This is a genomic window from Chryseobacterium sp. FR054, from assembly GCF_056844565.1.
Map to the genome: position 1 here is coordinate 272,161 of NZ_JBXDSA010000005.1, position 22,208 is coordinate 294,368.

General features: G+C 38.3%; 24 protein-coding genes. 10 read left to right on the plus strand and 14 right to left on the minus strand.

The features are described from left to right. Positions 1-12: 12 nt before the first annotated feature. The 5 genes from AC106S_RS20280 to AC106S_RS20300 form a co-directional block, all read right to left on the minus strand. On the minus strand, positions 13-837 hold the full coding sequence (locus tag AC106S_RS20280) for a GLPGLI family protein (RefSeq protein ID WP_482441507.1): 825 nt from the start codon (positions 835-837) through the stop codon (positions 13-15). A gap of 95 nt (positions 838-932) precedes the next feature. Continuing rightward, positions 933-2,294 (minus strand): MATE family efflux transporter, encoded by a 1,362-nt coding sequence (locus tag AC106S_RS20285; protein WP_482441508.1) that lies wholly within the window; start codon positions 2,292-2,294, stop codon positions 933-935. 102 nt (positions 2,295-2,396) lie between these two features. After that, complete coding sequence (locus tag AC106S_RS20290) at positions 2,397-3,581, minus strand: sigma-54-dependent transcriptional regulator (protein WP_482441509.1); 1,185 nt, start codon at positions 3,579-3,581, stop codon at positions 2,397-2,399. Positions 3,582-3,637: 56 nt separating this feature from the next. Then, complete coding sequence (locus tag AC106S_RS20295) at positions 3,638-4,297, minus strand: YggS family pyridoxal phosphate-dependent enzyme (RefSeq protein WP_482441510.1); 660 nt, start codon at positions 4,295-4,297, stop codon at positions 3,638-3,640. 111 nt (positions 4,298-4,408) lie between these two features. Next, a complete protein-coding gene (locus AC106S_RS20300) occupies positions 4,409-5,275 on the minus strand; it encodes a polysaccharide deacetylase family protein (RefSeq protein ID WP_482441511.1) in 867 nt (288 codons plus the stop codon). A gap of 634 nt (positions 5,276-5,909) precedes the next feature. Between AC106S_RS20300 and AC106S_RS20305 the strand changes: the two genes are divergently transcribed. Beyond that, positions 5,910-6,734 carry a carboxypeptidase-like regulatory domain-containing protein gene (locus tag AC106S_RS20305; protein WP_482441513.1) on the plus strand — a complete coding sequence of 275 codons (825 nt, stop codon included), beginning with the start codon at positions 5,910-5,912 and terminating at the stop codon, positions 6,732-6,734. Positions 6,735-6,739: 5 nt separating this feature from the next. On the opposite strand, the gene AC106S_RS20310 is transcribed toward AC106S_RS20305, so the two are convergent. From AC106S_RS20310 to AC106S_RS20340, 7 genes are all read right to left on the minus strand, one after another. Beyond that, the gene (locus AC106S_RS20310; protein ID WP_482441514.1) at positions 6,740-7,477 is read right to left on the minus strand and encodes a DUF72 domain-containing protein; all 738 of its coding nucleotides are present in this window, start codon (positions 7,475-7,477) and stop codon (positions 6,740-6,742) included. 371 nt (positions 7,478-7,848) lie between these two features. After that, positions 7,849-10,713 (minus strand): heavy metal translocating P-type ATPase, encoded by a 2,865-nt coding sequence (locus AC106S_RS20315; RefSeq protein WP_482441516.1) that lies wholly within the window; start codon positions 10,711-10,713, stop codon positions 7,849-7,851. 185 nt (positions 10,714-10,898) lie between these two features. Continuing rightward, complete coding sequence (locus tag AC106S_RS20320) at positions 10,899-11,459, minus strand: helix-turn-helix domain-containing protein (protein ID WP_482441517.1); 561 nt, start codon at positions 11,457-11,459, stop codon at positions 10,899-10,901. Further along, positions 11,456-11,848 carry an acyl-CoA thioesterase gene (locus AC106S_RS20325; protein ID WP_482441519.1) on the minus strand — a complete coding sequence of 131 codons (393 nt, stop codon included), beginning with the start codon at positions 11,846-11,848 and terminating at the stop codon, positions 11,456-11,458. Before AC106S_RS20325 ends, AC106S_RS20320 begins: the two co-directional genes overlap by 4 nt. 96 nt (positions 11,849-11,944) lie before the next feature. Continuing rightward, entirely contained in the window at positions 11,945-12,358 is a 414-nt protein-coding gene (locus tag AC106S_RS20330; RefSeq protein ID WP_482441520.1) for a DUF6157 family protein, read from the minus strand. 124 nt (positions 12,359-12,482) lie between these two features. After that, complete coding sequence (locus AC106S_RS20335) at positions 12,483-12,686, minus strand: helix-turn-helix domain-containing protein (protein ID WP_482441521.1); 204 nt, start codon at positions 12,684-12,686, stop codon at positions 12,483-12,485. Positions 12,687-12,693: 7 nt separating this feature from the next. Then, a complete protein-coding gene (locus AC106S_RS20340; RefSeq protein ID WP_482441522.1) occupies positions 12,694-13,248 on the minus strand; it encodes a DUF2975 domain-containing protein in 555 nt (184 codons plus the stop codon). Between the two features lie 251 nt (positions 13,249-13,499). Between AC106S_RS20340 and AC106S_RS20345 the strand changes: the two genes are divergently transcribed. After that, positions 13,500-13,850 carry an RNA recognition motif domain-containing protein gene (locus tag AC106S_RS20345; protein ID WP_309427522.1) on the plus strand — a complete coding sequence of 117 codons (351 nt, stop codon included), beginning with the start codon at positions 13,500-13,502 and terminating at the stop codon, positions 13,848-13,850. A 64-nt stretch (positions 13,851-13,914) separates the two neighbouring features. On the opposite strand, the gene AC106S_RS20350 is transcribed toward AC106S_RS20345, so the two are convergent. Next, complete coding sequence (locus AC106S_RS20350) at positions 13,915-14,406, minus strand: BlaI/MecI/CopY family transcriptional regulator (RefSeq protein WP_482441523.1); 492 nt, start codon at positions 14,404-14,406, stop codon at positions 13,915-13,917. 8 nt (positions 14,407-14,414) lie between these two features. Beyond that, entirely contained in the window at positions 14,415-15,017 is a 603-nt protein-coding gene (locus AC106S_RS20355) for a phosphatase PAP2 family protein (RefSeq protein ID WP_482441524.1), read from the minus strand. 125 nt (positions 15,018-15,142) lie between these two features. On the opposite strand from AC106S_RS20355, the gene pdhA reads away from it, so the two are divergent. From pdhA to AC106S_RS20395, 8 genes are all read left to right on the plus strand, one after another. Next, on the plus strand, positions 15,143-16,144 hold the full coding sequence (pdhA, locus tag AC106S_RS20360; protein ID WP_482441526.1) for a pyruvate dehydrogenase (acetyl-transferring) E1 component subunit alpha: 1,002 nt from the start codon (positions 15,143-15,145) through the stop codon (positions 16,142-16,144). 139 nt (positions 16,145-16,283) lie between these two features. Next, positions 16,284-17,885, plus strand: a complete 1,602-nt coding sequence (locus AC106S_RS20365) for a dihydrolipoamide acetyltransferase family protein (protein WP_482441528.1) — start codon at positions 16,284-16,286, stop codon at positions 17,883-17,885. Positions 17,886-18,018: 133 nt separating this feature from the next. Further along, positions 18,019-18,507: a TlpA family protein disulfide reductase gene (locus AC106S_RS20370; protein ID WP_482441529.1), complete on the plus strand. Its 489-nt coding sequence runs from the start codon at positions 18,019-18,021 to the stop codon at positions 18,505-18,507. Between the two features lie 86 nt (positions 18,508-18,593). Continuing rightward, positions 18,594-19,262, plus strand: coding sequence for an ABC transporter ATP-binding protein (locus AC106S_RS20375; RefSeq protein ID WP_482441531.1), 669 nt, complete (start codon positions 18,594-18,596; stop codon positions 19,260-19,262). An 11-nt stretch (positions 19,263-19,273) separates the two neighbouring features. Next, positions 19,274-19,858 (plus strand): murein L,D-transpeptidase catalytic domain-containing protein, encoded by a 585-nt coding sequence (locus AC106S_RS20380; RefSeq protein WP_482441533.1) that lies wholly within the window; start codon positions 19,274-19,276, stop codon positions 19,856-19,858. A 16-nt stretch (positions 19,859-19,874) separates the two neighbouring features. Then, the gene (gene radC / locus AC106S_RS20385; RefSeq protein WP_482441534.1) at positions 19,875-20,552 is read left to right on the plus strand and encodes a RadC family protein; all 678 of its coding nucleotides are present in this window, start codon (positions 19,875-19,877) and stop codon (positions 20,550-20,552) included. Continuing rightward, on the plus strand, positions 20,549-21,418 hold the full coding sequence (locus AC106S_RS20390; RefSeq protein ID WP_482441535.1) for a hypothetical protein: 870 nt from the start codon (positions 20,549-20,551) through the stop codon (positions 21,416-21,418). The genes radC and AC106S_RS20390 overlap by 4 nt, the downstream gene beginning before the upstream one ends. Before the next feature lie 265 nt (positions 21,419-21,683). Next, positions 21,684-22,196: a DUF7935 family protein gene (locus AC106S_RS20395; RefSeq protein WP_482441536.1), complete on the plus strand. Its 513-nt coding sequence runs from the start codon at positions 21,684-21,686 to the stop codon at positions 22,194-22,196. The last annotated feature ends 12 nt before the right edge of the window (positions 22,197-22,208 follow it).

Genomic DNA, 22,208 nt, shown 5'->3' on the forward strand with positions numbered 1-22,208 from the left:
TTCGGAAATTGATTATTTGTTAAATACAGGCTGCTTGTCTTTCTCAATATAGATATAGCGTTCTCTGATGCCATTCTGCAGCATTGCTTTTTTACTGTTCAGTTCCTCAATAGATTCTACCGTTTCATTTTTAAAATTGGCTTTGTTGCCGTTTTTTACCCCATCTGCAAAGATCCGGACAGGATCTGCGTAAAGATTCTCAACATAGGTATTGAATTTTTCGTTGGTGATGGGAATAGCCTGCTTACCATAATGACTTTCCATAAAATCTTTGGTATCGAACTCTGTACTGAGCTTTTTATTGTTGATCAGTTTATAAACAAAATTCTGTTCTGCATCTTCGAGGATAAAGATTAACCCCGGAAGACCTCTGAATTTGTAAGGACCTTCTTTGATATTCACTTCGTTGGAAAACCAGGCCGTCCACGTTCTGCCTCCGAAATCTGTCGTGGCTTTCTGAAGTTTATAACCATTGTATTCCTGTGTTTCCGGAAATAGTTTCCATTTCATTTCATCATTTGTTTTTACAATGAAATAATCATGGAAGTCTCTGTACCAGTTATTTTTGAAAGAGTCCGGTTTTCTCTCAATAATCTGGTCTGTTCTGGTGCTGTAATGTGAAGTCGTTCCACGATCCAGTTTATTGATAGAATCATATTCAGCGAATTTTTTATCGTAAAATTTAACGGATTTGGGACTGATGTCCAGATTCATCACAATTTCCCTGTAACCTTCCGAAACATCTTTACGGAACTGAAGCTGATAGGTGAATCTGTTGGTTTGTGAATGGTAAAAAGAACCTGCATATAAAGCCAGCAGGAATAGTATTTTTTTCATGGTATCGTTTAAAATAAGACGTGTCAAAAGTAGTAAAATAAAATAAAAAAAACGCGGAGTTCAGGGCTCCGCGTTCATTTTTATAAATGTATTTTTTATAATGACTGCTTAATTCTCTTCGCAGACATATTTAAAAACCGTTTCACCAGGAATACGGCAGAAACCGTAAGTCCCAGTCCCAGAGCGATCCACATACCGAAAGCTCCCATTTTCATAGTGACACAGAGGAAATATCCCAATGGAATTGTGATAATCCAGTAAGCGATAAAAGTGTAGATCGACGGTATTTTCACATCCTGTAATCCCCGCAGCATTCCCAGAGCTGTTACCTGAATTCCGTCTGAAAGCTGGAATAAAGCAGCAATAATCATGAGTTTTGAAGCTAAAGTAATGACTTCAATTTCCTCTTTTTTGGTAAAGAATGTAGGGAGGATATTTCTTCCTAAAATGAAGACCAGTCCGCAGATACACATGAAAATAAATGCAATTTTCAGATTGTTGATCCCTACTTTTCTCAGTTCAGTAAAGTTCTGTTCCCCAAGCTTTCTTCCGATCATTACCGTTGATGCCACACTGAAGCCTACACAGAGGTTGAAGGTAAACGAAGCCATACTCAACGCGATCTGGTGAGAAGCAATGTCATGCGCAGAGATCAGTCCGCAGATGAAAGCAGCTCCTGCGAAAGCCGTTACCTCAAAGAACATCTGTAAGGCTGTCGGTAATCCCAGTTTCACCATTTTATCGAACATTTTTCTGGAGAAATCCTGAATCTTTAATGAAAAATCTTTGATATAGCGTCTTGTTTTCTTCTCTTTAACCAGTACAAAATACAGGAAAACCACCATGAAAACTCTTGAGATGAGTGTTGCCAATGCAGATCCTTTTACGCCCATTTCCGGGAAGATCCAGAGTCCTTTGATCAATACGTAATTCAGGACAATATTGATGATATTGGCGATAATGGTGGCTTTGGTAACCCCAATCGTATAGGAAAGACCTTCTGAAACCTCACGCAGGGTCTGGAAAGCCATAAACGGGATCATGCTGATCGCCATAATGCTGAGAAAATCCACCGTGTTCGGAATGATCTTTTCCGGCTGCCCGGAATGATAGAGCAGGGGCATTCCCAGGAACAGAAGCCCCATCAGGATGATCCCAACAGACATATTGATAACAAATCCGTGGCTGAATACCGAATTGATGGTCGCATGATCCTCTTTGGAATGCGCCTCGGAAACCAGCGGGGGGATGGCAAATGAAAACCCCAGCGCCAGAACGAATATGGAGAAAAATACAGCATTCCCCAATGAAACGGAAGCCAGTGCATCCGCTCCTAAAAGTTTTCCGACAATAATATTGTCGAATAAATTCACCGAGACCTGCCCCACCTGCGTAAGCATTACAGGCAGAGCCAGCGTCAGGCATTCTTTCGTATAGTTTCTGTTTAAAAAGTTCATCGTATTTTATGATTCATATAGTTATTATCTGAAATAAGTTCAAAAAAAAATTTGCAGTAAGGCTACTGCAAATTTTTATAATTTATTTAATGTTTAATTAAATTATTTCCTTACAAAACTTGCAACATCCTCTGCGGAAACAGAATTTCCACCAAGAATAATTAATCTTTCCACCACATTTCTAAGTTCTCTGATATTTCCGGTCCATGAAAAAGCTTTTAGCGCATCAATAGCCTTATCATCAAATTTTTTCACGGCAGTACCATGCTCGTCTGCAATCATGCCGGAAAAATGCTCTACCAATAGTTTGATATCTTCTTTTCTTTCATCTAAAGGCGGAACGTAAATTTCAATCACAGAAAGCCTGTGGTAAAGGTCTTCTCTGAATTTTCCTTCCTCAATTTCCTTCTGCATATTTTTGTTGGTAGCCGCAATTACCCTTACATCCACTTTGATTTCCTTATCGCTTCCCACAGGAGAAACTTTGCTTTCCTGAAGAGCCCTTAATACTTTAGCCTGGGCAATAAGGCTCATATCTCCGATCTCGTCCAAAAAGATGGTACCGCCGTTAGCCTGCTCAAATTTTCCCTGCTTATCCTTAATTGCTCCGGTAAACGAACCTTTTACGTGTCCGAACAGTTCAGATTCAATAAGTTCAGAAGGAATAGCTGCACAGTTTACCTCCACCATAGGACCTCTTGCACGGTCGCTCTGATTATGGATGGCATGAGCTACCAATTCTTTTCCTGCACCGTTAGGGCCTGTGATCAGAACTCTTGCGTCGGAAGCCGCTACCTTTTCGATCATATCCTGGATTTTTTTAAGAGCAGGAGAATCACCGATCATCTGGTATTTTTTGCTGACCTTTCTTTTTAAAGTTTTATTTTCAGTCTGGAGATTTTTGTTTTCTTTCTTCAGGGTTTCTTTAGCCAGGGCATTTTTTACGCTGGTGATCAGCCTGTTGATGTCAATCGGCTTGGAGATGAAATCATATGCACCTTCCTTCAGGCAGGAAACAGCAGAATCGATATCCGCGTGGCCGGAGATCATGATAAAAGTGGTTTCAGGCTTCAGAACCATACTTTGTTTCAAAAGTTCAGTCCCCGAAAGCTTAGGCATCTTGATATCAGAAATCACCAGTGCGAAATCTTCTTTTTCGATCTGTTTATAACCTTCAAGGCCGTCTTCGGCGATAATGAATTCATAATCAGTAAGTTCATCAGAAAGAATATTGTGTAATACTCCTGAGATTGCTTTTTCGTCTTCTACAATAAGGATTTTTTGCATAGTTGCAAATTTAGATTTTTTGATTCAATTATTAGCAAAAACCATACCTAAAAATTCTATTTTGAATAATCTCTTCTGCCGAAAATGGCAGAACCTACCCGTACAGAATTCGCGCCACATTCAATCGCCACAGGAAAATCATCACTCATTCCCATTGATAAGGTTTTCAGTGTTTTTGATTGACAAAATTCATCAAAAAGTGCTTTTAAGGTTGAAAACTCTCTTCTGATCTGTTGCTCATCATCAGTAAACGTCGCCATTCCCATAAGTCCGGTTATCTCAACATTCGGGAAATCCCCGTTAAGGTATTTTTCAAACAGGTTTCCGGCTTCATGAATGTCAAGTCCGGATTTGGTTTCTTCCTCAGCAATTTTTACCTGAAGAAGGACTTTTATTTTTCTTTCATGTTTTCCGGATTCTTTATTGATCTCAGAAAGGAGCTTTTCAGAATCCACACTTTGGATGGTATCAATAAAAGGAGCAATGTATTTTACCTTATTGGTCTGCAGGTGCCCGATCAGATGCCACCGGATATCCTTCGGCAGGAGAGGGTATTTCTCCATCAGTTCCTGTACTTTGTTTTCCCCGAATACTTTCTGCCCCAAATCGTAAACTTCCTGAACGGCCTGAACCGGATGTGTTTTTGACACGGCTACCAGCTGTACTCCTTCCGGAAGCTGCTGTAATACTGCGTTATAATTTACTTTAATATCCATAAATGCAAATTTCAGAATAATAAAAACAAAAAACTAATGAATCTGTAAAATAGTTAAGAACCACCGGTCTTAAACCGGCGGTTCTGTTATCTCTGGTTTATCCTGTTACAGTTAATTCAGGATTTCATTAATCTTAGGATATTGTGATATTTTTCTGAATACGAATTTATTGCTCTTCTGCAGCTTTTCAATAAACATGTCGAGTTCATTAATAGAGTCAGCATCTCTGAGATACTGATCATGGGTTAAGAAAACCAGATGTCTTGATGTTTTTTCCAGATCATTCAGGAAAATGCTGTCTACTTTTTTCAGCATTGCTTCATGGCTGCCTTTCAGGGTCATGTGTTGGGAAGGTCTCCATTCAAGATCCCATCCGATTACTTTATATCCTGCTTTTTTCAGTCCGTTGGCAGCTGCGGCAGAACTTTTTATATCAGTTACATTGATGTTGTTGAGTCTCCAGATATTTCTTCCCGGGGTTCTTGCGATCTTATCGTAAAGTTTAAGGCTGTCTTTGGCAACATCAAAATCACGGACTACTGCATCCGCATTTTTATAAAAATCGGTGTATTTGTTGTGGGCATGTGTAAAGCTGTGGTTGGCCAGTTCAATCAGTGGATTGCTTTTTAAAAGCTCCATATCATCTTTTTGCTTTTTGCTCCCATAAGCATGTTTCCCTACTAAAAACGCAGTAGCACATACATTTCTTTTGTTAAGAATCTTAATGAGATTTTCTGTACCCTGGTTGGGTCCGTCATCAAAAGTAAGATAGATGACCCTTTTGTCCGGATCCGGGGTTTCCTCATCAGGCCCGGGGACTATTTCTGCGGGGGGATGTTCCTGTGAAATCACCTGTTCGGTATCTTTCACCTCAGTTTTGTAATTACAGCTGTTTAATAAAAATGAAGTTGCACTCACCAATGCAAACATCCCTAGAAAAGTCTTATTTGTTGACTTTTCCGCAAAAATTTTTTTCATAAAGATAATGGAAAATTAAATTGTTAAAAAATCGTTAAAATTAACTTCTAAATGTTAACAAAATATATGCCAGTGTTTGTTAAAAATATTCTTTTTAAGGTTATTTTAAGGTGCTTGTTTTTCAGTGTTTTTTAAACTGAGATATTAAAATTCAGTTTATGTTTGATTATCTTTATTTTTTAACATTTATTGATATTGAAAATATTTCTATTATTGCTTTTTCTGATGAATAACATATTCTTCTTTCCCTGGTGATTTATTTTAATTCCAACTTATCTACCTCTGCCTGCAAAAATCATTATTTTTTTAGAACCTGTTTAAATTTCTAAATCAGATTATTTGAATAAAAGATAATATACTTATGATTTTGTCTTCCTAACGCAATAGGCTTTAGCTTCATTATGCATATTTCCAGGAAGCAAAGAAGTCGCATCACTTTGTCCACTTAAAATAAAGCGTAATTATTCATCAGCTTTGCGTGAAATCTTTTTAATCAACAAGTAATTTCAAACATAATCTATTAGGAATTTCAATAAAACATCTGATGATTAAGCGTCTGAATAAAATTTAAACAGGCTCTAAGTCTGCTAGAATAGTGCTATTTCTTCTTATATTCGGAACTTATTTTGAAATCATGGAACTCAAATATATATTTCTGCTGCTGGCAGCGGGAACATTATCCGCTCAACAGATCTCAGGAACAATTGTTACCGAAAAGAAATCTCCGCTTTCCGATACTAGAATCGGGGTTGAAAATACAGATATCGGAGATGTTACAGATAGAGACGGAAAGTACATCATTAACCTTGAGGGCATTGAAAAAAATAAAATCTTAAAAATAGCAGTGAATGGTTATGAACCTTTTCAGATGAGTGTTTCGGCGTTTGAAGCATTGGGAAACCATACGATTGTTCTTAAAGAGAAGGCTATTGAAATAGATAAGGTGGAAATTATCCCTAAAAAATACATTCTGAAAAATTTCGGAACCAGAAATGCGAAGAGAAGTTACTGCGGTTACAACTCGGAAGATGCGTCCAAATTATTCAGGGAATATGCTATAAGGGTTAAGAATACTAAAAGAGCTAAGGTGAAGGGAATTAATGTTAACCTGGCTTTTTTCACACTGGAACAGCCTGTAACACTGATCTTTGATATTCAGAAATCTGAAAATGGTTTTCCGGGAGAATCTCTGGCCAATGAAACGCTGAAAATGACAGTTACTAAGGATGATATTAAAAATAATACGGTTTCTCTTGATGTGAGTGACAAAGGGATCTGGACTCATGAAGATTTTTTTGTCTCAGTGAGAGTTTCTGAAGATTTTAAAGGAAAACTTTATCTGGCAGGAAATATTTTTGCATTTTCAAAGAATACCTATTACAGAAACTATTTCGGAGAATGGAAAAAGTTTTCAGTGGGTGAACCTTCTATTAATGTAGATGTTCTGGTTGAAAAATGAGAATTCTAAATGCCTTTCTTTTCTAACAGCTTTTTTAAATACAAAGCATTATTAATGGCTGCTGTTCCCCATGTGTTGTTGAAAAATATAAAAACTTTCTTTTCCGTTTTCAGTATTTCTTCTGCAAGATGATCAAGAAAATGATGGCTATATTCGGATTTGTAAAGAACCGGTTTCCCATGAAGCCTGTAATAAAGAGTTTCAGGATGATTGTTGATGATGTCTTCCGGAAGATCGCCCGGAAAACTGACGCCGGAAAAAATAATGCGGTGTTCTTTTAATACGGTAAAGATATTTTCCTGCCACCAGGAACGGTGACGGAATTCAATGGTATTAACATATCCGAAATCAAGGTTGTTGAGGATCAGTTCCAGATTTTCAGGCGTATTTTTAAAAGACGGAGGGAACTGATATAAAAAACCTGATAGTTTTTCTTTTAAATGCTCTGCAATGTGGCGGCAAAACTCCATAATTTCTTCTTTAGACTCCTTCATACGCTTTTCATGGGAAATAATTTTGGGGATCTTGACGAAAAACCTGAAATGACCCGGAGTTTCTTCATACCATTTCAAAAGGGTTTTGGCCGTTGGCTTACGGTAAAAAGTAGAATTGATTTCTACCGAATTGAAAACCTGTGAATATAGGGTAAGAAATTCTTTACTCTGAGTATTTTCAGGATATAATGTCCCTTTCCAGTCGTTATTGTAAAATCCGGAACAGCCTGTATAAATTGCTTTGTTCATGATATTATATTTAAGTTCAGAACCTTTTTGATAAAGTTTAAAATATAATACGTCAGATTTTGGCATTAACAGCTTTTAGTTTTGCTGCAATATCAAATCTCTGATGAAGTTTAAATCATTTATTTTAGAGGTTATAAGAAAAAAACAAATATTCAGCCAAATTATATTTTTATGAGACCTACTGTGATCCGGCTTCAGTTCGGGGTAAGCCGGAAGAGGGAAGTTCTGAAGGTCATCAATAATGAGATGGGTGCCTTTTTCAGAATTATTCAGATTTTACAATAGCTTTCAGTATTGTAAATAAAGGTACTTCTGTCCTCTTTCTCCCTTCTTCCGGCTTTTTATCCTTAATTTTTTACGTCAGACTCAGGTTATTCTATATCCAGATCCACGGAATTTAATCTCAGTGAATTCAGAATTACGGACAGTGAACTGAAGCTCATTGCTGCTGCTGCAATCATCGGGGACAGAAGTATCCCAAAAAAAGGATACAGCAGTCCTGCGGCAACCGGAACCCCAAGTACGTTATAGATGAATGCAAAGAAGAGGTTTTCTTTAATGTTCTTAAGCAGTTTTTCACTCAGAAGTTTTGCTTTGGCTACCCCCAGAATATCACCTTTCAGAAGCGTGATCTCTGCACTTTCAATGGCTACGTCGGTTCCTGTTCCCATCGCAATTCCCACATCAGACTGGGCGAGAGCAGGTGAATCATTGATTCCGTCACCGGTCATGGCTACAATCTTGCCCTGCTGCTGAAGCCTTTTTACTTCGTTTAATTTATCTTCAGGAAGGCAGCTGGCTTTAAAGTGTATGATTCCCAGTTCATCAGCAACCGCTTTTGCTGTATGTTCGTTATCTCCGGTCATCATGATGACATCAATCCCTTCATTCATAAGCTGTCTGACTGCTTTTTTAGAGCTTTCCTTGATCTTGTCGGTAAAACTGATGAAGCCCAGTACGGTCTGATCCTGCGCAATATAGGAAATGGTGTGCGCTTTTGACTGTACTTCTACTGCCTTTTGTTTTATCTGGTCAGGGATATTAAGGTTGTGAGCAGTCAGAAGGCTTTCATTTCCTAAGTAAACTGTTTTTCCGTTGATCTTTCCTTTTACTCCTTTTCCTGAAATATTTTCAAACTGATCTACTTTTTCAGCAGAAATATTTTCTTCTTTTGCTCTTCTGATCACAGCATTCGACAGTGGGTGTTCTGAATTCTGATTCAGTGAAAAGGCCAGTTTCAGCATTTCGTTTTTGTCTTCGCTGCCTGCAGTTTCAATATGTTCCACAGACGGTTTTCCTTCTGTAAGTGTTCCTGTTTTATCGGTAATCAGAACATTTACTTTATTCATCTGTTCAAGAGCTTCCGCATTTTTGATCAGAATCCCGTTTTTAGCTCCTTTTCCGATTCCTACCATCAGCGACATGGGGGTTGCAAGACCCAATGCACACGGGCAGGCAACAATTAAAACCGCTACGGCATTAACGAATGCAAAAAGACTTCTTTGTCCCTCCGGTCCAAAAAATTGCCATAAAATAAAGGTAAGTACAGCAATGACGATGACTATCGGAACAAAAACTTTAGAAACTTTATCGGTCAGTTTCTGAATAGGGGCCTTGCTCCGGCTTGCTTCATTCACCATTTTTATAATCTGTGAAAGAAGGGTTTCATCACCTACCTTTTCAGCTTTCATAATGAAAACCTGGTTGCCATTGATCGTTCCTGAAGAAACTTTGTCATCAATAGCTTTCTCAACAGGAACGGGCTCTCCGGTGATCATACTTTCGTCTACAACTGAATTTCCTTCAACAATCTTTCCGTCTACGGGGATCTTTTCTCCCGGTTTCACTTTTAGAAGATCACCGATTTTAACCTGGGAAAGGAGTACTCTTTTTTCTTCTCCGTTCACCATGAGATTGGCTTCATCAGGGGAAAGGTTCATGAGTTCCTTAATGGCATTTCCTGTTTTTTTGTGAGCTGCCGCTTCCATGAGCTGTCCTAAGATAACCAGGGTTAAAATAACACAGACCGCCTCAAAATATAACGGTGTTTCACTGCCGTGCCCGCGGATCTCATGCGGGATGATACCCGGGAATGCAATGGCAGTTATACTGAAGATAAACGCTGCGGCAACCCCTAATGCAATAAGGCTGAACATGTTCAGATTCCAGGTTTTGAAAGAGATCCAGCCTCTCTTCAGCAGAAACCACCCTGAGTAAAACATGACAGGAAGCGTCAGGATAAACTCAATAATTCCCTGAGTCTGATGAGAAAAAGGAAAATTGATAAACATTCCGCCCATTGAAAGGATAAAAACCGGGATGGTAAAAGCAAGCGAAATAAAGAATTTCTTCCTTAATATATTATAGGTTTCATCTTCTTCATCGTCTCCGCTGTCAGGCATTCTGACAAGATCCATTCCGCAGATGGGGCAGCTTCCCGGTTCGTTGCTGATGATCTCCGGATGCATCGGGCAGGTGTATTTTGCAGTCTTCTTTTCCGGATATTTAACCAGATCCATCCCGCAGACCGGACAGCCTACATTGGAATCATAGGTTTTATCGCCTTCGCAGTACATCGGGCAGTAGTACCTTCCCGCCATTTCATCCGTTACCTTAGGGGTTTCATGCTGATGATGCCCGTGCTGATCATGTGAATGTGAATGTGAATGTGAATGTCCGTGTTGTGAAGCATTCTTTATAAGTTCATCGGTAATTGGTTCCAGATGCATATGGCAGACCGGGCAGCCGGTATCTGAATCATAGGTTTTTTCACCTTCACAGAACATCGGGCAATAGTATTTTCCAATGTTGTCTTTAAAATTTTCCGGAAGGTTTGATGATGAATAAGCCCGCTTATGATTCGGATCTTTGGCATGTTTTTCTTCAATAGGAACGAGGTACATATTGCAGACCGGGCATCTTTCACCCTGTTTAAAATATACCTTTTCACCCTCGCACTCCATCGGACAGTAATATACAGAAGAAGGGGAAACCCTGTCCTGGGGCTTTACAAAAGTTTTTTCAGGTTTTGCAGGGTCTTCCAGGCTGTATTTTCCTATTTCCGATAAAGCCTGGTTTAAAGCTGAAAGCTCAATTTCGTGATCGGAACTGATGGTTGCCGTATTGTTCTCCAGATTGACATCGGCTTTTACACCGGGTATACTGTTGAGTTTTTCTGATATTTTTTTCTGGCAGCCGGAACAGGTCATTCCGAGGATATTATATTGTCTTTCCATGATCCTTGAATTTTATAATACAAATTTCCGGAATCAAAAATTAAAGCTGTTATAGATTTGAGGATAATAGTTATAAAATTTGGGAAAAGACAAGCAGGGGTGAGGCGTAAAAACCGGAGTGCTTAAAAAGGAATATTTCTTTTTACCGGATTATTCAAACACTCCGGTTCGGGAAGATTTTTCACTTAAACACTGTCAAGCGGTTTTCTGTTGTGTTCTTTCAGTTTCTTGAACTCAGTAGGGGTAAAGCCGGTAACAGTGCGGAATTGTGTGGAAAGGTGCTGTACACTTTTGTAGCCGAGTTTACCTGCAATTTCAGTAAGGCTGAACTCATTATACAGCAGAAGTTCTTTCGCTTTTTCTATTCTCTGAAGGATAAAAAACTGTTCAAGCGTGATGTTTTCATTTTGAGAAAAGGTTTTGGAAAGAGAGCTGTAATCTTTGTGCAGCTTTGAACTTAAATATTCTGAGAGGAGAAAGTTCTCATCAATATCCAGCCCGCTGATTTTAATGATGACCAGGTTTTTGATCTTGTCAATCAGCTGATGAGCCGAATCTTTGATTCTTTCAAAACCTGTTTCCTGCAGTTTTTCCTCAATCTGCTGCATGATTTTACCGGAAACGTCAGCTTCTGTTTCCGCTTTTCCAAGTGTAACCGAACGAAGCGGTATTTCAGCGTCGTGAAAGATTTTTTCAACAGCGGCAATGCACCTGTTGCATACCATATTCTTTATAAAGATCTTCATGGTTTGCTGAGCCTGTCTTTTACGAATTCAATCTGGGTTTTTCCGTGAGGAGAGGGATTTCCGTCTGCATCAAGGTTTACCATAACAATTTTATCAACGGTAATAATGGTCTGGTGGGTCATTTTGTTTCGTACATCACACCTCAGGGTAACGGAAGAGTTTCCGAAATGAACAGCTTCAATTCCTATTTCTATAATATCTCCCTGTTTGGCAGAGCTTACAAAGTTGATCTCAGAGATAAATTTGGTGACTACTTTTGTGTTTTCCAGTTGGATGATGGCATACAGTGCGGCCTCTTCGTCAATCCACTGGAGAAGTCTTCCTCCAAAAAGAGAGTGGTTGGGGTTCAGGTCTTCGGGTTTTACCCATTTTCTGGTATGATAGTTCATATTTTTAATAATTAGCAGGACAAATTTAATGTTAAAAAGCGGGTTTGTCAAAGAAATACTATTTATTGATCTGAAGAAAATCATTCATTTTCTCAATCATTTTCTTTTGGAACGCATCGCTTTTACTTTGGTAACCGAAGGGTTATTCAGTAATTGCTGATAGGTTTCGCTTTCGACAGGAAAAAGAGCTACTTTGCCTTCCTGGTTATGATGAATCCCGAATCCGTAACGTTTGGCCAGCGGAGAGCATCGCAGGCAGGCCTGTCCTTTTGAGAAAAACCGGATTCTTTCTTCTTCTTTCTCACTTTCTGCAACATCATTCTTCAAAGCAAAACACTCAAAGAGGATATCATCTGATGAAAATTGATACGGATGTTCTGAAATTATTTCATACTGAAGATTGGCCAGTGTTTTTTCCTTCTTTTCAAGAGGAGTCTGTGCCTTTGATACCGGACAGTCTTCGGCAATTTCAATAAGGGTATTGATGTAATTGGTGGTATGCTGTTTCATATCAGATTTTGATGCCTCTAAATATAAGTCTAAATCCTGGAAAATAAGAAGTAAATAAACCGGAGAGGAATGCGACAGGGGTTTTACCGTAACATTAAGTTTTCTCTCCGGGGTTTTATCTTATTTATTCCTTGTATTCCAGAATATCACCTGGCTGGCAGTCGAGGGCTTTGCAGATGGCTTCAAGTGTGCTGAATCTTATAGCTTTTGCTTTTCCTGTTTTCAGAATAGAAAGGTTGGAGAGCGTAAGATCTACTTTTTCCGAAAGCTCATTCAGTGACATTTTTCTTTTGGCCATAATAACGTCTAGGTTTACAATAATCGGCATATCTTTCTTATATAGTTAATTCATTTTCGGACTGAAGTTCAATACCTCTTTTAAATACCTGGGCAATGATAAAAATGATCCCGCCGAAAAACAGGTATTCCGCTCCGGATCCTATATATTCATAAAGATCTTCAACGGGGGAGATTCCTGATCTTACCGATTCTTTATCGAAAAAATAAGAACTGGCGATAAGGGAAATAAGACCGATTGAAAGGGCGGCATAACTGATTTTGGAGATCATCATCCTGATTTCCTCACTGAAAGGTGCTGCCAGATTAAGCTTCAGGAAAATTTTTACCACAAAATAAGCCAGATATGCTTTGTAGCACGCCAGAAAAATAATAACAGTTACCGTACGGAAATACATTTGAGGGTCGGACTGGTACAGCCGGTAAAAGCTGATGCCTTTATAAAGGTTTTTTGCTGCTTCGGGTTTCACTACGGTAATGATGTAAGAACATGTAAGTGCTCCTGCGGTGATACAGGCCCCGATAAAGATGATCCATGAAATAACATGCATGATCGAAAGAATTCTTTTGGTATTGGTTTCCATTGCTTTCATATTTTAATAAAAAATTATGAAAACAAATATCGGTAAATATTTATTGAAAAACAATAAATATTTTTCCTTTTTCAATCAATTTAAATTTTAAATTCAACATAATGTGAGAAACGGGTCAAAAAAAGCTTTGATTTGAAATTATTAATTGTATCTTGCATACGTTTATATTTGGAATCAATATTTGTTCATTAATTTATGTTGTTTTTCTTTTATATACCCAAATTTTTATTAATTTTTTAATTTTATTCAAAATGAACATTTTTGTTTCAAACATCAATTACGCAACTAAAGAATATGAGTTGCATGATCTATTTGCAGAATTCGGTGACGTATCATCAGCTAAAATCGTTACCGATAGAGAAACCGGCCGTTCTAGAGGTTTTGGTTTCATCGAAATGGGTGATGAAGAAGGAAAGCAAGCTATCGAGGCTCTTAATCAGAAAGAATTCAACGGAAAAACTTTGAACGTATCTGAAGCTAAGCCAAGAGAAGAAAAACCAAGAAGAAGCTTCGATAACAACAGAGGCGGAGGTTACGGAAATAACAACAACAGAGGCGGAGGCTATGGTAACAACCGTGGCGGAGGCGGAAATCGTTGGTAAAAATATAAGCGGCTTTTTTAAGCCGCTTTTTTTATGTCTTTTCCTCAAAAACTGATAAAGTAAATCAGTCTTTCTTCTTTTTTTTCTTCTTCTCTTTATCCTTACTTTTCTCTTTTTCCTTACCTTTCTTTACCTTTTTAGGATTGAGGACTTCTTCAGCGATCTCAAATTTAGGTTCTTCGGTTTTGGCTGGTTTTATTTCTATCTTAAGATCAAAGTAACCCTTCAGGTCATTTTGTGAAATTAAATTTTCGTTGAATAAAAATTCAAGAATTTCTTTTCCGGAATCATTGAAAAAATGATGAGCAAGCTCTTTTAGCAGGAATTTTCTGTATTCTTCCATAGGAACAATTACAGAGTATTTGAATATTCTGCCTTCTTTTTCTGTGGAAAGATACCCTTTTTCAACAAGTATTTTTAAGTAGGTGGAAGCGGTATTCTGATGCGGTTTCGGCTCGGGATGCTGCTCCATAACGTCTTTCAGGTAAAAAGATTCCAGCTTCCAGAACAGTTTCATAAAGTTCTCTTCCGCAGACGTAAGATGATTAATTTTCATAGATATTCTTAATGTTGAAATTGTATATTGCAATAAAGATAGAGAAAAGATACCAGAAATGCTATTCCTGCCCCCATAAATACTTCTTTTACCGTGTGTCTTTTTAAAATAACCCTTGTCATTCCTACCAGCGCTGCAATACCCAGCCAGATCATACCCATCTTCCAGTTCATACTGAAAAATAATGCCGCTACAAATATATTGAAAGAGGTATGCATAGAACTTTTGATGAAAAAATTGCTGATCTGCATGGTGATAAGAAGAATCAGAATAAACAGCATCACCAGATCAATATAGCCGTTCCTTACATAATGAAAAATAAGATAACTCATTAAGCAGCCTGCTACAAATATATATAAGGTTTTCCTTTGTACACGGTCAGATACATCCATATTCGTGTATCTTCCGGTTTTTACATTCCATATCAGCCAGATAATGACAGGGATGATAGTCATTAAAAGGATAGGAACAAAATAAAAAAGAGAGTCTTTAAGCGAATATTCCCTTACGCTCATATAAACGTAAAAAATAAACAGAGAAACTAAAGGATTGAAAAAATCGGATATGACTTTTGAAATTTTATGTACTAATGACGGTTGTTTTTCTTCCATGTTCAGGTTTAAAATTCAAATATAACACTATACACAAAAAAACAATTAGTAGGTATACGATAAAAACAAAGTTTTTTTTATAATTTTGCTCAAATATTTCATCATAAATAAGCAAGAGCTATCACATGAAAGAATTTTCTAAAGAGGTATACCTGAAGTGGTATGAAGATATGACTATGTGGAGAAGGTTTGAAGACAAATGCCGTTCTCTTTATCTAAAACAGAAGATCAGAGGTTTTTTACATTTGTATAACGGTCAGGAGGCTATTCCTGCCGGCTTCACACATGCAATGGATTTAACGAAAGACAGCATGATTACTGCTTACAGATGCCACATTCATCCAATGGCGATGGGAGTGGATCCTAAGAGAATCATGGCTGAACTTTGCGGTAAAGCTACCGGAACATCAGGAGGTATGGGTGGTTCTATGCACATTTTCAGCAAAGAGCACCGTTTCTATGGAGGTCACGGTATTGTAGGAGGACAGATCCCTTTGGGAGCAGGTATTGCTTTTGCAGATAAATATTTCGACAGAAAAGCTGTAAATATCTGTTTCTTCGGAGATGGTGCCGCCAGACAGGGGTCTTTACACGAAACATTCAACATGGCTATGAACTGGAAGCTACCTGTGGTATTTGTTGTAGAAAACAACCAGTATGCGATGGGAACTTCTGTAAAAAGAACAGCCAACCACGAAGATATCTATAAACTGGGTCTTGGGTACGAAATGCCTTGCCTTGCCGTAGACGCAATGGATCCTGAAAAAGTGGCGGAAGCTGCTTACGAAGCTATCGAAAGAGCGAGAAGAGGAGACGGGCCTACATTCATTGAAGCAAGAACATACCGTTACAGAGGGCACTCTATGTCTGATGCTGAACCTTACCGTTCTAAAGAAGAAGTTGCAGTTCACAAAAACGACGATCCGATCGAATTGGTGAAACAAAGAATTTTAGCAAACGGATGGGCTACGGAACAAGAACTGGAAGCTATGGATAACAGATCAAGGGATTTTGTTGAAGAGTGTATCGAATTTATGGAGAATTCTCCATATCCGGATGCTGAGAAGATCTATGAGTATGTGTATGCTCAGGAAGACTATCCGTTCTTAGATAAATTAGAAAATTAATAAATAAAAATTAATTTGACATTTGACGTTTGACATTTGACATTGAATTTTGACATTTGAAATTTCCGGATTCTCAAATCTCAAATCTCGAATCTCAAATTTCAAATCTCAAATCTCGAATCTCAAATCAATATAGATTATGGCAGAAGTAATTACGATGCCCCGCCTTTCCGATACAATGACGGAAGGTAAAGTGGCAAAATGGCATAAAAAAGTAGGTGATAAAGTAAAAGAAGGAGATATTTTAGCTGAAATTGAAACAGATAAAGCTGTTCAGGATTTCGAATCTGAAGTAGAAGGAACTCTTTTATACGTTGGTGTAGAAGAAGGTGGTGCAGCTGCCGTAGACTCTGTTTTGGCTATTATCGGAAATGAAGGAGAAGATATTTCAGGATTAACGGGAGGAGCTGCTGCTCCCAGTGCCGGCTCAGACGAGAAAAAAACAGAAGAGCCTAAAACAGAAACTCCTGTCCCTGCTGAACAGACTGTTGCAGAAGTTCCGGCTGGGGTAGAAGTGATTACCATGCCAAGACTTTCTGATACAATGACTGAAGGTAAGGTAGCTAAATGGCACAAAAATATAGGCGATACCGTAAAAGAAGGTGACCTTCTGGCGGAAATCGAAACCGATAAAGCCGTACAGGATTTTGAATCAGAATTCAATGGGGTATTATTGAAGCAGGGAGTAGAAGAAGGCGGTGCCGCTCCGGTGGATTCGGTTTTAGCTATTATCGGGCCTGCGGGAACAGATGTTTCCGGGGTAGGAGCTCCGAAAGCAGCTTCCCTGTCATCAGAAAAACCTGCCGAAAAAACAGAAACAAAGGCTGAGGAAAAAGCAGCTCCGGCTGTAAGTTCTTCATCTTCAGACAGGGTAGCGATCTCTCCTTTAGCTAAAAAAATGGCTCAGGACAAAGGAGTGGATATCCACGGTATCCAGGGATCAGGAGAAAACGGAAGAATCGTTAAAAAAGATATTGAAAACTATCAGCCTGCTGCAAAACCGGCTGCTTCAGCTCCTGCTGCAAGTGCTGCGGCTCAGGTGGCTGTAAACTTCGTTCAGGGTGAAGATACAGAGACTCCAAACTCACAGGTAAGAAACATCATCGCAAAACGTCTTTCTGAAAGTAAGTTCTCTGCACCTCACTACTACCTGATGGTGGAGATTAATATGGATAAGGCAATTGAGGCGAGAAAAGAGATCAACTCTATTCCGGATACCAAAATTTCTTTCAATGATATGATCATTAAGGCAACAGCAATTGCTTTAAGAAAACATCCGCAGGTAAATTCAAGCTGGGCAGGGGATAAGATCATCAACAGAGGAAACATCAACATCGGTGTAGCGGTAGCTATTCCGGACGGGCTTGTGGTTCCTGTACTGAAGAATACAGACCAGATGAACTATACGCAGATCTCGGCAGCGGTAAAAGATATGGCTTCAAGAGCGAAGAACAAAGGTCTTAAGGCAAATGAAATGGAAGGTTCTACATTCTCTGTTTCAAACCTGGGAATGTTCGGAATTGAAACATTTACAAGTATCATCAACCAGCCTAACTCTGCCATCCTTTCAGTAGGAGCGATCATCGAGAAACCGATCGTTAAGGACGGTCAGATCGTTGTAGGAAACACCATGAAACTTTCACTGGCATGTGACCACAGGGTAGTAGACGGAGCTACCGGTGCCCAGTTCTTACAAACCTTAAGAATGTATCTGGAAAATCCATTAACGCTGTTACTGTAATTTTCTGAACAGAATATAAAAGCCTTCCAATTCGGGAGGCTTTTTTGTTTACCATTTTTATGGATGATAAATGTATTTTATTTCCCTGTTGTTTGAGAAATACTTATTATATTTAGTTAGTGAAAAAGCAGAGATGAAAAAATCCATTCTTATCGTATCCATTCTTTTCAATATCGTTTTACCGGCTCAGGAAATTAAAACAGGCCGGAGCATTCCTGATTTTACAGTTAAAAATGAAGACGGAATTATAAGATCATCTGACCTGAAAGGGAAAGTTGTTCTGATCAATTTTTTTGCAACATGGTGCAAACCCTGTATGCTTGAGCTTCCTCATTTACAGAAAGAGATATGGGAAAAATATAAGGATGATAAAAGATTCTCTTTACTTATCATTGGCCGTGAGCATTCTCAAAGTGAAATAGCAGAATTTAAGGCAAAAAAAGGATTTCAGCTGCCTATTTATCCGGATGAAGACAGATCTGCATATTCTCTTTTTGCCAAAGAATATATTCCCAGAAACTATATCATAGATAAACAAGGAAAAGTGGTGTTTGGTTCGGTTGGCTATAATGAAGCAGAATTTAAAGAAATGATAAAAAAGATTGATGAATTATTAAGATAATATTTACTTCAATCTCATCAAAAATAAATTAGAATGTTTGCTTTGAAACATTTCGTATATTTATGTTTATTCACTATTTTTGGATCATGATTAGAGCAAGGAATATCCATAAATCATATGGAAATTTAGAAGTACTGAAGGGCGTTGATATTCACATCAAAACAGGTGAAGTGGTTTCTATCGTTGGGGAGTCGGGAGCAGGGAAATCTACACTGCTTCAGATCCTGGGAACGCTGGATCTGCCAACCAATTCCAATAAATATGGTACCGAAATAGCGATAGCCGGAGAATCTTTTATCAATATGAATGATAAACAGCTTTCCAAATTCAGAAATCAGAATATCGGTTTTGTATTTCAGTTTCATCAGCTTCTTCCGGAATTTACTGCTCTGGAGAATGTTTTGCTCCCGACAAAAATAGGCGGGGCCAATGAAAAAGAAGCTATTGAGAAAGCTTATGCCTTATTTGAAGATCTGAGGATAGAGCAGAGGCTCCACCATAAACCTAATCAGCTGTCAGGTGGAGAAGCTCAGAGAGTAGCGGTAGCCAGAGCTTTGATCAATTCGCCGAAAATCATTTTTGCAGATGAGCCTACGGGAAACCTGGACTCTAAAAACGCAGATGATCTTCACCGGTTATTTTTTGACCTGAGAGATAAATACAACCAGACTTTTGTCATTGTAACCCATAATCCCGGTCTTGCCGAAATCACAGACCGGAAACTGGTGATGAAAGATGGTATGATCATAGAATAAAACTGTTTCTGATGATGAAAAAACTGATATTCCTGTTCCTTTTTATGACGATTTCCTGTACCAGATTTGAGTCACAGGGAACTTCTGTTTCCGAAGGTATTCCGGAAAAAAGGATACTGGAGATCAAAAAATTTCTGAAAGACAAAAACTATAATCAGGAAATCGCTGTCTTCATCAACTTCAAAACTTATTCGGGAAAATACCGTTACTTCGTATATGATCTGAAAAAGAATAAAATCCTGCAGAAAGCAATCGTTTCTCATGGCTCCGGTTCTGTAATCCGGAATTCGGATGGTCTTGCATTCAGTAATACCGAAGGTTCATATCAGTCTTCACTTGGGAAATACGAAATTCTGCAGAGCTATAACGGGAAATTCGGAAAAGCTTACAGGATGAATGGACTGGATGCTTCCAATAGCAGAGCCATGGAAAGAGCCATTGTACTGCATTCTCTGGGATGTGTTCCGGATAAAGAATCATCAGCCCCGGCCTGTTTAAGTTTAGGATGCCCGATGCTTTCGGTCAATGCTTTCAAAGAAACTGCAGGATACCTTGATCGTTCTGAAAAGCCGGTTATTTTATATGCCTTCTACTAATCTAATAACCTGAAAAATGCCCATAAAAAATCTTGCCAAAGACGACAGACCCAGAGAAAAATTTTTGCTGAAAGGCCGGAATTCACTTTCTGATTCCGAATTGCTGGCTATTATTATGGGGAGCGGAAGCAGAGATGAAACAGCCATAGAACTGGCAAGAAAAATTCTCTCTTCCGTCAATAACAGCTGGCATCAGCTAAGCCAGCTTTCTACCAAAGAACTGATGAAGTTTAAAGGGGTTGGGATCGCCAAAGCCATTTCCATTATCGGAGCTTTAGAGATCGGGAGGAGAAGGGCTGTTCAGGAGATTCCCGAAAGAACAACAATACTTGGAAGTAATGATGCCTATCTCCTGTTAAAAAATCAGTTGTCAGATCTCAGGATTGAAGAGTTTTGGGGAATATTTCTCAATCAGAGCAATAAAGTGATTCACATAGCACAGCTTACGCAGGGCGGTATAAGCCAGTCTGTTGTGGATATAAGGATATTATTCAAGACTGCTTTTGATCATTTTTCAACGGGAATCATTATTGCCCACAACCATCCTTCAGGAAGCCTGAAGCCGAGCAAGGAAGACTTACACATTACACAAAAAATAAAAGAAGCCGGAAAAATACTGAATATCCAGCTTTTAGACCATATTATTATTACGCAGAATTCATACTTGAGTTTCTCAGACGAAGGATTATTATGATTAGAAGAGTGAAATACAGCGAGATTGATTTCGTAAAATATACCCAGTGCCTGGAAAATTCTGAACAGAAAAACTGGTACGCCCGGAAGGAAATTTTAGATCAGCTTTCAGGCAGCTGGCATATTCTGGTATATGGAGATTATGAAGCTGTAATGCCGGTTCATATGGATAAAAAAATAGGAATTAACTTTGTCAATATGCCGCTTTTCTGCCAGCAACTCGGAGTTTTTTCAAAAACTGATGATGTGGGAATCAATGATCTGTTCCTGAAATTTTTAAAAAAGAAATATATTCTCTTTTTATACTCTTTCAACCAGTACAATACATTTTCGACGGAGCCTGAAAAAAGAAAAAACTATATCATTCCCGTTTCAGATTATGTCATATTAAGAAGGAAAAAGTACTTTAAAGGGAGGAAATCTACCGCTAAAATGGCTCAGCATCTTCATTATAAAGAGATTGAACTGAATGATGAAAGCATTCTCTTTTTCGGTAATCATCTGAAAGGTCTTTCCAAAGAATCAGACTGGCAAAAGCTTAAAAATTACCTGTTCTTCCTTGCCGAAAATAATACCCTTAAGCTTTGTGGAGCTTTTTTTAATGAGACACTAATCAGTTTAGCCGTTTTGGTTTCAGACAAGGAGCAGCTTTCACTACTGAGCCTGGTAAATGATGAACGGTATAAAAATGAAAACGGGGCATCTTTCGTGATAGACAGGATTCTGAATCTCTACATTCATGAAAAATCATTCAACTTCATGGGAAGCAATATCCGGGGTATACAGGTGTTTTTTAAAAGTTTTGGAGCAGAACTCCATGAATATGCCTTCCTTGAAAATAAGCTTCTTAAAAAAATGTACCGCTAGGCCCGCACGGCTTTTTATTTGTGAATTTATTGTTTTTTCGACAATTTGTTGATGAATTTATTAATCGGTTTCAATATAAAAACCTAGCTGAAGAATAAATGAAAACCATCAGAAAAACGTGGATAAGTTTGAATATAAAACAGGTTTTCAGGATATCTTCAGATATTTTATTCCATTGTAACCCTGTCTTTAAATTTCCGTTACCGATATATGCAAAAAATCTTTAGAACCCGGAAAATAATTAGTAATTTTGCAGTCTAAAATTATGGCTAGTTTTTCAGGATATTTACCCTATGCATTTGCATTAATCATTGCAATTCCTTTTTTGGTTTTGCTGAGACAGTTTGTACATTCGTACATTACCCTTAAAAATCAGGAGATCAAACTTCTTTCCGTAAAATCAAATACAGAGAATAAGGCCCATTCCTATGAAAGAATGACGCTTTTTATGGAGAGAATGAAACCGTCCAACCTTATTCAGAAATTTGATAAGGGCCTTGCCGTTCATGAATTTATTTTCCTTACTGAAAAAGCAATCAGCGAAGAATTTGAGTATAACTCTTCACAGCAGCTTTATCTGACGAAGAACTCATGGAAGAATATTGTTGATTCCAAAAATGCGGTAACAGATCTTCTTCATAAAACCTATGAAGGATTGAAAGGGAATGCTGATCTGGATGAATTCAAGACTATCTTTATCATGAACTACATGGAAGGTGAAGACTATATTGCAGCCACGATAGAAGATCTTAGACGAGAAATTTTAATAATAACTTAAAAAATAACAGAT

What these genes read in the sequence shown, in the direction of transcription:
- AC106S_RS20300 (WP_482441511.1), bottom strand. Translation starts at nt 5,275, where the DNA reads ATGAAAAAAATTTTTGCGGAAAAGTCAACAAATAAGACTTTTCTAGGG.
- AC106S_RS20325 (WP_482441519.1), bottom strand. Translation starts at nt 11,848, where the DNA reads ATGAACTATCATACCAGAAAATGGGTAAAACCCGAAGACCTGAACCCC.
- AC106S_RS20335 (WP_482441521.1), bottom strand. Translation starts at nt 12,686, where the DNA reads ATGCCGATTATTGTAAACCTAGACGTTATTATGGCCAAAAGAAAAATG.
- AC106S_RS20330 (WP_482441520.1), bottom strand. Translation starts at nt 12,358, where the DNA reads ATGAAACAGCATACCACCAATTACATCAATACCCTTATTGAAATTGCC.
- AC106S_RS20290 (WP_482441509.1), bottom strand. Translation starts at nt 3,581, where the DNA reads ATGCAAAAAATCCTTATTGTAGAAGACGAAAAAGCAATCTCAGGAGTA.
- AC106S_RS20350 (WP_482441523.1), bottom strand. Translation starts at nt 14,406, where the DNA reads ATGAAAATTAATCATCTTACGTCTGCGGAAGAGAACTTTATGAAACTG.
- AC106S_RS20365 (WP_482441528.1), top strand. Translation starts at nt 16,284, where the DNA reads ATGGCAGAAGTAATTACGATGCCCCGCCTTTCCGATACAATGACGGAA.
- AC106S_RS20375 (WP_482441531.1), top strand. Translation starts at nt 18,594, where the DNA reads ATGATTAGAGCAAGGAATATCCATAAATCATATGGAAATTTAGAAGTA.
- AC106S_RS20320 (WP_482441517.1), bottom strand. Translation starts at nt 11,459, where the DNA reads ATGAAGATCTTTATAAAGAATATGGTATGCAACAGGTGCATTGCCGCT.
- AC106S_RS20310 (WP_482441514.1), bottom strand. Translation starts at nt 7,477, where the DNA reads ATGAACAAAGCAATTTATACAGGCTGTTCCGGATTTTACAATAACGAC.
- AC106S_RS20340 (WP_482441522.1), bottom strand. Translation starts at nt 13,248, where the DNA reads ATGAAAGCAATGGAAACCAATACCAAAAGAATTCTTTCGATCATGCAT.
- AC106S_RS20295 (WP_482441510.1), bottom strand. Translation starts at nt 4,297, where the DNA reads ATGGATATTAAAGTAAATTATAACGCAGTATTACAGCAGCTTCCGGAA.
- AC106S_RS20380 (WP_482441533.1), top strand. Translation starts at nt 19,274, where the DNA reads ATGATGAAAAAACTGATATTCCTGTTCCTTTTTATGACGATTTCCTGT.
- AC106S_RS20355 (WP_482441524.1), bottom strand. Translation starts at nt 15,017, where the DNA reads ATGGAAGAAAAACAACCGTCATTAGTACATAAAATTTCAAAAGTCATA.
- AC106S_RS20395 (WP_482441536.1), top strand. Translation starts at nt 21,684, where the DNA reads ATGGCTAGTTTTTCAGGATATTTACCCTATGCATTTGCATTAATCATT.
- AC106S_RS20285 (WP_482441508.1), bottom strand. Translation starts at nt 2,294, where the DNA reads ATGAACTTTTTAAACAGAAACTATACGAAAGAATGCCTGACGCTGGCT.
- radC (WP_482441534.1), top strand. Translation starts at nt 19,875, where the DNA reads ATGCCCATAAAAAATCTTGCCAAAGACGACAGACCCAGAGAAAAATTT.
- AC106S_RS20280 (WP_482441507.1), bottom strand. Translation starts at nt 837, where the DNA reads ATGAAAAAAATACTATTCCTGCTGGCTTTATATGCAGGTTCTTTTTAC.
- pdhA (WP_482441526.1), top strand. Translation starts at nt 15,143, where the DNA reads ATGAAAGAATTTTCTAAAGAGGTATACCTGAAGTGGTATGAAGATATG.
- AC106S_RS20370 (WP_482441529.1), top strand. Translation starts at nt 18,019, where the DNA reads ATGAAAAAATCCATTCTTATCGTATCCATTCTTTTCAATATCGTTTTA.
- AC106S_RS20315 (WP_482441516.1), bottom strand. Translation starts at nt 10,713, where the DNA reads ATGGAAAGACAATATAATATCCTCGGAATGACCTGTTCCGGCTGCCAG.
- AC106S_RS20345 (WP_309427522.1), top strand. Translation starts at nt 13,500, where the DNA reads ATGAACATTTTTGTTTCAAACATCAATTACGCAACTAAAGAATATGAG.
- AC106S_RS20390 (WP_482441535.1), top strand. Translation starts at nt 20,549, where the DNA reads ATGATTAGAAGAGTGAAATACAGCGAGATTGATTTCGTAAAATATACC.
- AC106S_RS20305 (WP_482441513.1), top strand. Translation starts at nt 5,910, where the DNA reads ATGGAACTCAAATATATATTTCTGCTGCTGGCAGCGGGAACATTATCC.